We start from the raw sequence: 11,514 nt of genomic DNA, 5'->3' as shown, positions 1-11,514 counted from the left end.
GCGAGACGACGGCTCCCAGCAGTGATCACCCTTCCGTCTGGCGGCGGCCAGCGCTATGGCGCAACCACCGAACCAACAGTCCCTCAGTTGTAGGAAGTGCACAAAAGTTTTTGGCTGTCGCACATCGTCGATCGACAGGCCGGCCGGTCGGGTCCAGCGTAATAACCTATTTTTCAGATAGGGATGAGTGGTTAACCGGTCGTCCCTATGGTCATGGGCAACCGTGACCCGGAGGTGCCCGTGAGTCTCCTGTCCGCGCCTGCCGCAGCCCCCATCAGGACAGACCCGCCCACCTTGACAGTGGTGCCGGCCCGCCATCCGTGGCGTTGGGTCGCCTCCGTCGTCGCGCTGGTGCTTGCGGCCCAGTTCACCCACGGGCTCGTCACCAACCCGGGCTGGGACTGGCCGACGTTCGCCGGCTACTTCCTCGAACGGTCGGTGCTCCGCGCGCTGCTGACCACCATCGAACTCACGGTGGCCGGCGCGGCGCTGGGTTTCCTCGCCGGGATCGCGCTGGCCGCCATGCGGCTGTCGCGCAGCCCCGTCCTCCAGGCGGTCAGCTGGACCTACATCTGGGTGTTCCGTTCGGTGCCGCTGATCGTGCAGCTGCTGTTCTGGGCGAACCTCGGCTACCTCTACGACACACTGCAACTCGGTGTGCCGTTCGGGCCGGGCTTCTACCAGGTGCAGACGGCGAACCTGATCGGACCGTTCGGTGCCGCGCTGCTCGGCCTCACCCTGCACCAGTCGGCCTACGCGGCGGAGATCGTCCGCGCCGGCATCCTCTCGGTCGACCAGGGTCAACTGGAGGCCGCCGCCGCGCTGGGCATACCTCGGCACCGCCAGTTCCGCCGCATCGTGCTGCCGCAGGCGATGCGGGCGATCCTGCCCAACGCCGCCAACGAACTGATCAACCTCCTGAAGAGCACGTCAGTGGTCTACGTGCTGGCGATCGGTGAGATCTTCTACCAGGTCCAGGTGGTCTACGGCCGAAACGGCAGAGTGGTGCCCCTGCTCATGGTGGCCACCGTCTGGTACGTCGTGCTCACCGCGCTGCTGTCGATCCTCCAGTTCTACGTCGAGCGGCACTTCGCCCGGGGTGCGCTGCGGACCCTGCCCCCGACGCCGCTGCAACGCCTGCGCGTCGTCCTGCGCCGGACGGTGACGCGGTGACGGTCATGGTGGACGTGCGTGACGTCCACAAGACGTTCGGCACGCACGAGGTGTTGCGCGGCATCGACCTCACGGTGCAGACCGGCAGCGTGACGGTGGTCCTCGGGCCGTCGGGTTCGGGCAAGTCCACTCTCCTGCGGGCGATCAACCACCTGGAGAAGGTGGACCGAGGCACGATCCGGGTGGACGGTCAGCTCATCGGCTACCGCGAGGTCGGCGACCGGCTGTACGAGCTCAGCGAACGTCAGATCCTGCGGCAACGCGCCGACATCGGTTTCGTGTTCCAGAACTTCAACCTGTTTCCGCACCTGACCGCCCTCGACAACGTCGCCGAGGCGCCGCTGGCCACGCGACGCCGACGGCGGGCGGCTGCCTTCACCCACGCCCGGGAGTTGCTCGACCGGGTCGGGCTGGCCGACAAGGTGGACGCCTACCCACGGCAACTCTCCGGGGGCCAGCAACAGCGGGTGGCGATCGCCCGTGCGCTGGCGCTGGACCCGAAGCTCATCCTCTTCGACGAGCCCACCTCCGCGCTCGACCCCGAGTTGGTCGGTGAGGTCCTCGACGTGCTCCGCGCGCTGGCCCGATCCGGCACCACGATGATCGTCGTCACCCACGAGATCGGCTTCGCCAGGGAGGTCGCCGACGCTGTCGTGTTCGTGGACGCCGGACGTGTCGTCGAGAAGGGGCCGCCCGCGCAGGTGCTCGACAAACCCACCCACGAACGCACCAGAACCTTCCTGTCCAAGGTCCTGATCTGAGGAGACGCACCATGCGCACCCGCCCCCTCCTGCTCGCCGCCGTGCTCGCCCTGGGCCTCGCCGCCTGCGCCGCTCCGGAAGAGACTCCCCGGGCGACGGCCGCCACCCCCGGCACCGTGAACGACAGCCCGGACCAGAAGCGGATCGTCCCCGCGAAGGTCGACGCCGTCGCCGCGCTCCTGCCGGCGGACATCCGCGCCGGCGGCACGCTCGCCATCGGGGTCGGCGCCGCGGGTGCCGGCTCGCCACCGTTGGCTTTCACCGCCACCGACAACAAGACTCTGATCGGCAACGAACCCGACATCGCGGTGGCCGTGGCCGGGATCCTCGGCCTGGAACCGCGTCTGGAGAACACCTCCTGGGAGAACCTCTTCGTCGGTCTGGACAGCGGCAAGTACGCCGTTGGCGCCTCCAACATCACGGTCACCGAGGAACGGAAGCAGAAGTACGACTTCGCCACGTACCGGTTGGACAACCTCGCGTTCGAGGCGAAGAAGGGCGCGGGTTGGAAGGCGGCCGGGCCCAGGGACGTCGCCGGCAAGCGAATCGCGGTGGGCTCCGGCACCAACCAGGAGAAGATCCTCGTCGAGTGGAGCGCCGAGGCGAAGCGGCAGGGTCTGGCACCTGTGGACATCAAGTACTACCAGACCAACCAGGCCACCCACCTGGCGTTGGCCTCCGGGCAGATCGACGCGTACCTCGGCCCGAACCCCAGCGTCGCCTATCACGTGGCGGTCGCCGGTGAGACCGAGATCATCGGGACCTACTCGGGTGCCGGCGCCGCGCTGCAAGGGAAGATCGCGTTGACCACGAAGAAGGGCAGCGGCCTGGTCGGCGCGCTCGCCGCCGCGATCGACGAACTGATCCGTTCCGGCGACTACGGCAAGATCCTGGCCCGGTGGAACCTCGGCGACGAGACGACCACCAAGTCGGAGATCAACCCGCCGGGCCTGCCAAGCGAGGGCAAGTGACAGACACGTACACCGACGAAGCCCTGGACAACCCGGTGTGGGCCGCGTTGACCGGCCCACACCGGCGGTTCGCCGAGATCCACGGCCGGGCCGCCCGTTACCAGACGGACGTCGCGCCGTTCGCCTGCGTCAGTGTGGATGACGATCCCGGTGTCTGGGCCGACCTCGCCACGCTTGTCGGGCCGGGCGCGGTGGTCGCGGTGACCGGGACCACCGCACCCCTGCCCGACGGCTGGGCGGTCGACGCCACCATCGCCGGGGTGCAGATGGTCGACGTCGGGGTCGACGCGGCCGACGACTCGGAGGCGGTGCGACTCACCGCCGCCGACCTACCGGAGATGTTCGCTCTGATCGCCCGCACCGAACCGGGCCCGTTCCTGCCCCGGACCGTCGAGCTCGGCACCTACCTCGGCATCCGGCGAGGCGGCGCGCTGGTGGCGATGGCGGGCGAGCGCCTGCACCCGCCGGGCTGGACCGAGATCAGCGCGGTGTGCACCGCACCGGAGGTCCGCGGTCAGGGCCTGGCAACCCGACTGGTGCGGGCCGTCGCGGCCGGCATCCGCGCTCGGGGTGAGCGACCCTTCCTGCACGCGGCGGCCAGCAACACCACGGCGATCCGGCTGTACGAGTCGCTCGGCTTCCGGTTGCGGCGGCATACCACGTTCCGTGCGGTCCGGGCGCCGAGCACACCCGGGGTGGACCGCCGACTCGGAGTCTGAGCAGCTCAGGCCCGCACAACCGTTGATCAAGAGGGTGCGGGTGGTTCACCGGGATCGTCCGCCGTGTTCACCTGCACGTGATCGGCTCGTCGGGAAGATCAACGCTGGTCCGGTCGACAGCGGAACCGGCGCGACCATCCCGGCGCGAGCCAGGGACCGAATCACGAAAGGAGCGGCGATGAGGCCATCGGCGTTGGTCCGCCCGAGTCTGGCACTGCTGCTCGCCGCGGGACTGAGCACACTCGTAGCGACGCCCGGCGCCGCCCAGGCCGCCATCGCGGCGACGTCCGGGTCCGTGACGGACACCCCGATCACCGTCACCTCGACCGAACAGCTCGCCCCGGGGGTCACCTACGGCTCGTTCCAGGTGAGCACGCCCCGGGGCGTCACCGTCGGCTACCTGCTCACGGCCGACCTGAAGAAGAACAAGGTCTCCCTGGACCTGCTGCACCCCGCCGCTGTCGCGCAGCGCCAGGTCGTCTCCTCGATGACGAACGACCAGGGCGCCGTCGCCGGCGTCAACGGGGACTTCTTCAACAACAGCGAGACCCACACCGGCGTAACCCCCACCTACTCGTCATCCGGTCCGGAGATCGCCGACGGCGAGGAGCTGAAGTTCGCGGTACCCACCGCGCAGCGTTTCGGCCCCGGCCTCGCTCCCGGCACCTCGACCCGGGACGTCTTCGGCGTGGGCGTGAACGGCAAGGCGCGCGTCGACACCCTGAGCCTGGACGGCGAGGTGCGCAGCCGGAAGGGCACGATCGCCCTCAGCGGCCTCAACCAGTACGCGCTGCCGGTCGACGGCGTCGGCCTGTTCACCTCCGACTGGGGTGCCGCCTCCCGGGTCCGGTCGACCTGCGGCACCGACACCAGCCGCAACGACCCGTGCAGCACCCACACCTACGAGGTGACCATCCGCGACGGTGTGGTGACGGCGGTGGGCCGGACCCCCGGTGCGGGCGCGATCCCCGCCGACACCCAGGTGCTGGTCGGGCGCGAGGGCGGCGCCGACACGCTCGACGACCTCGCCGTCGGCGACCGGGTGCAGGTTCGCGAGAAGCTGGAGTCCGCCGGCAAGCCCAAGCTGACCTTCGCGGTCGGTGGCGCGCCGATCCTGCGCGACGGTGCGCCGCTGGCCGGCCTGGACACCAAGACCGCCGCGGTACGCAGCTCCGCCGGTGTCAGCCCCGACGGCAGGACGGTCTACCTGGTCGCCCTGGCCGGCCGTGCCCCGGCCAGCGCCGGCTTCACGATCGCCGAACTGGCCGACCTGATGCGCGCGCTCGGCGCCCAGGACGCGGTGAACCTGGACGGCGGCGGTTCGAGCACGGTCGCCGTCCGCGAGCCGGGCCAGGCCGCGGCCACCGCCCGCAACAGCCCGTCCGACGGTACGGAGCGTCTGGTCGCCAACGGCATCGGCATCTTCCTGGGCAAGCACTGATCGGTGCACCAGCTCAAACTCATCGCCGTCGGCGGGATCGGAGTCGGCAACAGCGTCGCCGCCACCACGCCGGGCGCGGTGGTTCGCAAGATCGAGGTGTTCTCCTCCACCGGTCAGAGCCTGGGCTGGATGCCGGTCTACAACTCGATCACCTGATTCCGTAGACCGACGTGACGGTGCGCGCTTGCATCGATGTTCGTCGACTGCGATGCTGTGGTCGGTCGTGCTCGGGAGCCAGCGCGCACCACACCTTCTCCGGTCCACGGGGCGCACGCGGTGGTCACGTCACCCGTGCCGGGCAGTCCTCGTCGGTGACCGGACACCCGAGCGCGGCACCGGCCACCACCTCGGTCCTCGGTGCCTGCTAAACCACGGAGGCACCGATGCTTCGCACGTTCCTCGCCGTCACGACCATGGCGCTGGCCGCCTGGGCCGGGACCGCCGTCGCCGAGGCGACGCCAGCACCGACACCGTCGGCCACGTCGATACCCACAGCGGTACCCACGCCCACTCCGATAGCCACGCCCACGCGCACTGCGGCGCCCACGCCCACTCCGATAGCCACGCCCACGCGCACTGCGGCGCCCACGCCCACCCCGATAGCCACGCCCACGATCGCCTGCCCGCCGGCGCTGCCGATCGGCGCCAGTGTCACCGCTGTCACCACCACGAGCGTGACTATCTCGTACTCGATATTCTTCCGCCCGCCCTGCGGCTACGACCCGCCGATGACCGTCAGCCTCTTCGCCAGCCGCGAGGACGCCCAGCAGTGGCGGGCACCGGTGGCGACGGCCGTCTCCGGGCCGGAGCGCACCGGCTCGGTGACCATCGACCGGCTGACGCCCGGCACCGAGTACTGGTACCGGTTCACCGACCCCAACGGCAAGCGGGATCCGTACTTCATCGGGTCGGCCCGGACCGCCTCGCTGACGTCGTGCCGTGCGACGGCCACGATCGACGCCCACTGGGGCAGCGGTTACGTCGTCACGGTCGTTGTGCGCAACATCGGAAGCCAGCCGGTGGACCGGTGGCGCGTCTCGTGGCGGTGGCCCGGAGACGAGCGAGTCGAGTCGATCTGGGGTGGGGTGATCGAGACGACCGGTGCCGACGTCTCGGTCCGCAACGCCACGTACAACGGGACCCTGGCGCCGGACGGTGTGGCGAGGCTCGGCCTTGTCGTGTCGGCCAGTGCGGTGCCCGACGGGTTGACGCTGACGTGTGACGCGTGAGTGACGTCCGCCCCGCTGTCGCGCTCAAGGCGGCGGCGGGGCGGCGTCCGGTCGGTCAGGGCTTGCGCGCCACGGCGCCGTAGGCGTCGATCCCGACCGCGTCGGGATCGACCGGTCGCCACCGGGGGATCGGCACCAGGCCCGCTGCACCATCGTCAGCCCGTCGAAGCAGCTCTCGAGCTCCTCCGGGCTGCGCAGGATGTACGGCACTCCGCCGCTCTGTGCCAGCCGCTCCGCGCCGGAGACCACCGCCGGGCTGGTGTTGGTGCCGTCCCAGAGCACCAGGTACGAGCCGGAGGGCATCGCGTCCATCGTCCGCTCGACGATGGAGCGCACCACGGCCAGGTCGGGCTCGTAGCCCAGCACACCCATGTACATCACGGCAACGGGCTTGTCGAAGTCGAGTGTCTTCGCCGCCTCGGCGAGGATCTGCTCCGGGTCGTGATAGTCGGCCGGGACGGAGGTGGTGACGCCCTCCGAGGTGGTGCTGCCAGCAGCGTCCGCGCGTGCACCAGCACCATCGGGTCGGTAGGTGTCGGCCGGGGGAACTGCCTGGTTCGACCGGCCGGTGCCGCCGACCTGGCGGCGTTCGACGCGTCGGCGTTGGTGGCCGGCGCTCTGGCCGGTCGCGGCCCCCGTTGGCGGTGCGGACCGGTCGACCCGGGTGGTCCCGGTCCGGGCGGGCGGTTTCCGGCCCGGTTACGAACTGCGGAAATAGTGCCGTGGTCGGTGGTCCCGCATGGGATGCTCACCGTCGTACGACCGGCCAGAGTGATTTCACAATTCACTGCGAGTTGAGGGAATACCGGTTGACGGGTCTCCGACAACTCGTGGGTCGGATCGGGCATTGTGTAAACACCTTGGTTCGCGGCACTTGGCGGACCCTGAGGTCGTGCCATCTTCGCAGCGGTAACCCCGCAAGCGGCGCGCCGATGAAGATCAACATTTGGGTGCTCGCCCGGCGTGGGGAGGCGGCACAAAATTGTGATTATCGGACTTTGTCCGGGTGCTGCTAAATACTGGGCCGGGTCGCCCGAGAGGTGGCTGGGCATCCTAATGGTCTGGCGGGAAGCTTCGGCGGCGACCCTGTGGGCGTCCTGAATATGGGAACGTGTCTGTATCGTCGCAGCTCAAATGGCATATGCGGGTGATTAGCCGGGCAACGTCGGGGCATTGGTGGGCGCAGGTCGGTGGATACGTACGTGAATCTTGCCGAATGGGTGCGGGACGGTGCGGAGACGACGCTTCTCCCGCTCGCATTTATCCGTGTTCGACCCGCGTCGCCCGATGGTCCCCGGTTCGTCGGAGGGCAGGCCCGGCCGCTCCGGATGGGGTGGCGCTCTGGCGTGGGAGCGGGTGTGGCGCGGGCGTGGGTGTGGCGGCAAGGGACGCCCCGCCTGGCCGCCGTGAGGTCCATCGGGGCCGAGTTGCCTCGCTGCGGCTCAGCGGCGGTGCGGCCGCTGGTGATCGGGCGCCGGCCGGTCGGCGCCCGGTCGAGGGGTTGACCGCCCGGGCGGGATTCGCCGGTGGGTCCAGCCTGGGCGGGTGGGCGCCTTCGATCGACACCTGTCCCGTTCGTGGAGGTGTCAATAGCACACCCATATCGGTTGCCACCAGCGGATATTCGGAAGAACGGTGGCCGGCGGCCGGAGTCATTCGAGGATCGGTCGGAGGTGGCTCGGCGGCTCATCCCGCGCACCGTTTCGCGCAGAGCCCATTCGCGGCAATTTGGACCTACTGGAGCGTAGCTGTCACCCCATTGCGAAAGCTTCTGTCAGAAAACGGTCAGTCCGGCCCGCGGGCGCCGCCGGGCGTGCCGGCGGCGTGGCCTGCGACCTTCGTGGACATCGCCGCAGAACATCGGTTTATCTGCGTTTTTGTTGTGCCCGCTTCTGTGTCCTTGGGAGTCGGTGAATCCTCTACCAGGGTTAAGGTAACCAGCAAAGCGAGTGATTTGCATGATTGGCTCATCCCATGCATGATGGGCGCGGAACAAGCCGCCGTCCAACATTGGTCCAGTCACTTGGACTATTCGGGCCTGTTCGAGTTGCGAAGGCACTCGGCCCAGGGTGGATCGTGTGGCGAGCACGGGGGGTTCCATGTCACAGCACGATGGAGAGGCTGCGGCCTCGGACGATTTACTTGATCATTTTCACCGGACGGCACGCCGTCTCCCGGAGTCACCGGCGATCAGCGATAACGGTCGGGTGCTCAGCTACGCGCAGCTTGAACGGCTGGTCCGGGAGACGGCCGCCGAGATCGGCCCGCAACCGGGTGTGGTCGGCGTGCGGACCGCACGATCGGCCGACACGATCGTCCGGCTGCTCGGCGTGCTCGATGCGGGTGGGACCTACTGCCCGATCGACCCGACCTTCCCGGTCTCCCGACAGCAGGAACTGGTGACGGCGAGCGGGTCCGCCCGGATACTGCCGGCGGCACCCGAGCCGTCCACGTCGGGAAGCAGCGTGGACGGTCCCACCGACCCGTTCGCGGACAGCGTGCACGAAGCGGTCGGCGATCCGGCGACCTTCGGCGCACCGGACCCCGACGACCCGGCGTACGTGCTGTTCACCTCGGGATCCACCGGGACACCGAAGGCGGTGCTCACCCCGCGCCGGGCGATCACCGCCGCCACCCGCTCGCTCGCGGAGCTGTTCGACATCGGTCCCGGCGACCGGGTTCTCCAGTTCGCCTCGCTGAACTGGGACACCTGCTTCGAGGAGATCCTGCCGACCCTCACCAGCGGAGCGACCCTGGTCTTCAACAGCGAGGCCTACTCCGGATCGTTCCCCCGCTTCCTGCGGATGGTCGCGGCGGAGGGGGTGACCGTCCTGGACCTGCCGACCGCGTTCTGGCACGAGCTCGTGCACTACCTGGTGGAGGACGAGGCCACGCTGCCCGCGTGCGTACGACTGATGATCATCGGTGGTGAGGCGGCCAGCCCGGCCCGACTGGCCGACTGGTGCGCCCGCGACACCGCGGCGATCCGCCTCGTCAACACCTACGGCTGCACCGAGACCACCCTGGTCACCCACGCCGTCGACCTGTACGGCCCGCGTACGCCCGGCGCCGGGTCCGGGTGGGACCCGACCCGGCGGGTGCCGATCGGACGGGTGCTCCCGCACGTGCGGGAGCACATCAGCGACGAGGGTGAGCTGCTGATCGGCGGTGCGTCGGTGGCGTTGGGCTATCTCGGCCTGGCGGCCGAGACCGCCGCCCGGTTCGAACTGCTCGACCTCGGCGACGGGCCGCAGCGCTACTTCCACACCGGTGACCGGGTGAGCCGGGCCGTGGACGGCACGCTGATCCACGAGGGTCGGCTCGACAGCCAGATCAAGGTGCGCGGTTTCCGCGTCGACCCGGGTGAGGTCGAGGCCCAGATCTCGGGTCACCCGGACGTGGCCGCCACCGCGGTCGCGGGTGTCACCGTCGCCAACCACACCACCATGACCGCGTACGTGGTGCCCCGTCCCCGGGCCGACACCGAGGTGCTCGGCGCGGAGGTCCTGGCATACCTGCGTACAAGGGTTCCCCGACATCTGGTGCCCAACCGGATCATCGTCGTTCCGGGCCTCGTCTACACGTCAAGTGGCAAGGTCGACCGCGCCGGGTCGCATCGGCGGTACGGGTCCGACCACGTTTCAAGGAGCTGAGCCAATGAGCGCCGCCGGAGTGACCGACATCTTCCGCAGGGTTCTGCAGACCGACGATATCGCGATGAGCTCGGACTTCTTCGAGCTGGGCGGAGACTCCCTGCTCGCGACGCGGGTGCTGAGCGCAATCGCCCGCGAGTACGGCGTCGAGCTGTCCTTCGACGACTTCCTCAGCGGTCCGTCGCCCGACCATCTGTCCGAGAAGATCGCGAGCGTGGTCCAGTGAGCGTCATCGTTGTCGGCGGCGGTCTCGCCGGCCTGACCGCCGCGACGGAACTCGTCTCGGCCGGTGTCGAGGTGACCGTTCTGGAGGCACGCGACCGGGTCGGGGGTCGTACCCACGGCATCGAGGTCGCGCCGGGCGACTGGGTCGACGCGGGTGCGGCGTACCTGGGCGAGCGGCACACCAGCCTGCTGGCCCTGCTGGCCCGCACCGGCCTGAAGACCACGCCGACGACCATGGCGGGGGCCAGCACGTTCGCGCTCAACGACGGGCGGGACACCAGCCCGGGGCGGTTCCCGCCGCTCAACGCGGTCGCGTTGGGCGGGATGTTCGACCTGCTCGACGAGCTGGTCGCGAGCGTACGGGTGGACGCGCCCTGGCTGACGCCGAACGCGGCCGAGTTGGATGCCATGACGGCGGCGCAGTGGGCGCGACACAACCTGCCGCATCCGGACGCGCAACTGTTCTTCCCGCTCTTCCTCGGGGAGATGATGGCCGCCGACCCGGCGGACATCTCGGTCCTGCACATGGCGTTCTACCTGCGCTCCGGTGGCGGCGTCAGCTACCTCAACGCGTTCGAGGGCGGGGCACAGGAGGAGCGGGTCGCCGGTGGCGCGCACCAGGTGTGCGAGGTGCTCGCCGCCGCGCTCGGCGACCGGGTCCGGCTCTCCGATCCGGTACGGGCGATCCACCAGGACGCCGACGGTGTCACGGTGTACGCGGCCAGCGGCGAGCTGCGCGCGGACCGCGTGATCGTCGCGCTGCCGCCGCTGCTGGCCGACGGCCTGGAGTACCACCCGGCGCTGCCGGCTCCGCGCGCCTCCGCGCAGACCGCTCCCGGGTGTGCGGTCAAGCTGCACCTGGTCTATGCCCGCCCGCTGTGGCGCGAACACGGCCTGTCGGGTTGGTCGGTCAGCGCCAACGGCCCGTTGCTGTCCACCGTCGACGACTCCCCGGAGGGCGGGGTCGGGGTGCTGACCGGGTTCGTCACCGGCAGCGAGGCCCGCCGGTTCGGCACGCTCACCTACGCCGAGCAGCGCACCGCGGCCTTCGCCCAGGCCCGCCAGCTCTTCCCGCAGCTACCGGACCCGGTGTCGTTCTTCGTGACCGACTGGGTCACGGCGGAGTACAGCCGTGGCTGCTACGCCGCGCTGTTCGGCCCGGGGGACTGGATGCGGCACGGCCCCCACCTCACCGAACCGCACCAGCGGGTGCACTGGGCGGGCACCGAGACGAGCACCGAATTCTTCGGCCTGATGGAGGGTGCGATCCGCTCCGGCCATCGAGTGGCCGCGGAAATCACCGCAGAGCAGCACTGAGCCACGCAGAGTACTGAGAGCCTAG

Annotated in this window: 12 protein-coding genes; 10 read left to right on the top strand and 2 right to left on the bottom strand. The window is 69.7% G+C overall.

The features are described from left to right. Positions 1–303 precede the first annotated feature (303 nt). The 6 genes from AB0B57_RS02520 to AB0B57_RS02495 all read left to right on the top strand — a co-directional run bounded on the left by AB0B57_RS02520 (position 304) and on the right by AB0B57_RS02495 (position 5,221). Positions 304–1,173, top strand: coding sequence for an amino acid ABC transporter permease (locus tag AB0B57_RS02520; RefSeq protein ID WP_357064417.1), 870 nt, complete (start codon positions 304–306; stop codon positions 1,171–1,173). Between the two features lie 5 nt (positions 1,174–1,178). Next, the gene (locus AB0B57_RS02515) at positions 1,179–1,934 is read left to right on the top strand and encodes an amino acid ABC transporter ATP-binding protein (RefSeq protein WP_357064506.1); all 756 of its coding nucleotides are present in this window, start codon (positions 1,179–1,181) and stop codon (positions 1,932–1,934) included. Between the two features lie 11 nt (positions 1,935–1,945). Next, positions 1,946–2,905 (top strand): ABC transporter substrate-binding protein, encoded by a 960-nt coding sequence (locus AB0B57_RS02510; protein WP_357064415.1) that lies wholly within the window; start codon positions 1,946–1,948, stop codon positions 2,903–2,905. Further along, positions 2,902–3,624, top strand: coding sequence for a GNAT family N-acetyltransferase (locus tag AB0B57_RS02505; RefSeq protein ID WP_357064412.1), 723 nt, complete (start codon positions 2,902–2,904; stop codon positions 3,622–3,624). The genes AB0B57_RS02510 and AB0B57_RS02505 overlap by 4 nt, the downstream gene beginning before the upstream one ends. Before the next feature lie 178 nt (positions 3,625–3,802). Continuing rightward, a complete protein-coding gene (locus AB0B57_RS02500; protein ID WP_357064409.1) occupies positions 3,803–5,065 on the top strand; it encodes a phosphodiester glycosidase family protein in 1,263 nt (420 codons plus the stop codon). A gap of 3 nt (positions 5,066–5,068) precedes the next feature. Then, complete coding sequence (locus AB0B57_RS02495; protein WP_357064406.1) at positions 5,069–5,221, top strand: hypothetical protein; 153 nt, start codon at positions 5,069–5,071, stop codon at positions 5,219–5,221. Positions 5,222–5,429: 208 nt separating this feature from the next. On the opposite strand, the gene AB0B57_RS02490 is transcribed toward AB0B57_RS02495, so the two are convergent. Continuing rightward, positions 5,430–5,729, bottom strand: coding sequence for a hypothetical protein (locus tag AB0B57_RS02490; RefSeq protein ID WP_357064403.1), 300 nt, complete (start codon positions 5,727–5,729; stop codon positions 5,430–5,432). A 10-nt stretch (positions 5,730–5,739) separates the two neighbouring features. Between AB0B57_RS02490 and AB0B57_RS02485 the strand changes: the two genes are divergently transcribed. Next, the gene (locus tag AB0B57_RS02485; RefSeq protein ID WP_357064401.1) at positions 5,740–6,294 is read left to right on the top strand and encodes a cellulose binding domain-containing protein; all 555 of its coding nucleotides are present in this window, start codon (positions 5,740–5,742) and stop codon (positions 6,292–6,294) included. Between the two features lie 24 nt (positions 6,295–6,318). Here the strand turns inward: AB0B57_RS02485 and AB0B57_RS02480 are convergent, their stop codons facing one another. Continuing rightward, positions 6,319–6,723, bottom strand: a complete 405-nt coding sequence (locus AB0B57_RS02480; RefSeq protein ID WP_357064504.1) for an SAM-dependent methyltransferase — start codon at positions 6,721–6,723, stop codon at positions 6,319–6,321. Positions 6,724–8,393: 1,670 nt separating this feature from the next. On the opposite strand from AB0B57_RS02480, the gene AB0B57_RS02475 reads away from it, so the two are divergent. From AB0B57_RS02475 to AB0B57_RS02465, 3 genes are read left to right on the top strand one after another with little or no spacing between them, the layout of a single operon-like run. After that, the gene (locus AB0B57_RS02475) at positions 8,394–9,947 is read left to right on the top strand and encodes an amino acid adenylation domain-containing protein (RefSeq protein WP_357064399.1); all 1,554 of its coding nucleotides are present in this window, start codon (positions 8,394–8,396) and stop codon (positions 9,945–9,947) included. Positions 9,948–9,951: 4 nt separating this feature from the next. Further along, complete coding sequence (locus AB0B57_RS02470) at positions 9,952–10,173, top strand: acyl carrier protein (protein ID WP_357064396.1); 222 nt, start codon at positions 9,952–9,954, stop codon at positions 10,171–10,173. Then, positions 10,170–11,489 carry an FAD-dependent oxidoreductase gene (locus AB0B57_RS02465; protein ID WP_357064393.1) on the top strand — a complete coding sequence of 440 codons (1,320 nt, stop codon included), beginning with the start codon at positions 10,170–10,172 and terminating at the stop codon, positions 11,487–11,489. The genes AB0B57_RS02470 and AB0B57_RS02465 overlap by 4 nt, the downstream gene beginning before the upstream one ends. Positions 11,490–11,514 lie beyond the last annotated feature (25 nt).

The sequence above is a fragment of the Micromonospora sp. NPDC049101 genome (assembly GCF_040648675.1).
In the GTDB taxonomy this organism is placed as follows: Bacteria; Actinomycetota; Actinomycetes; order Mycobacteriales; family Micromonosporaceae; genus Micromonospora.
The sequence above is the reverse complement of the archived record's forward strand: the minus strand, read 5'-3'. Positions and strand labels throughout refer to the sequence as shown.

Bases quoted from the DNA above. Each gene is read 5' to 3' on its own strand.
- AB0B57_RS02515 (WP_357064506.1), top strand. From the start codon at position 1,179: ATGGTGGACGTGCGTGACGTCCACAAGACGTTCGGCACGCACGAGGTG.
- AB0B57_RS02510 (WP_357064415.1), top strand. From the start codon at position 1,946: ATGCGCACCCGCCCCCTCCTGCTCGCCGCCGTGCTCGCCCTGGGCCTC.
- AB0B57_RS02500 (WP_357064409.1), top strand. From the start codon at position 3,803: ATGAGGCCATCGGCGTTGGTCCGCCCGAGTCTGGCACTGCTGCTCGCC.
- AB0B57_RS02475 (WP_357064399.1), top strand. From the start codon at position 8,394: ATGTCACAGCACGATGGAGAGGCTGCGGCCTCGGACGATTTACTTGAT.
- AB0B57_RS02470 (WP_357064396.1), top strand. From the start codon at position 9,952: ATGAGCGCCGCCGGAGTGACCGACATCTTCCGCAGGGTTCTGCAGACC.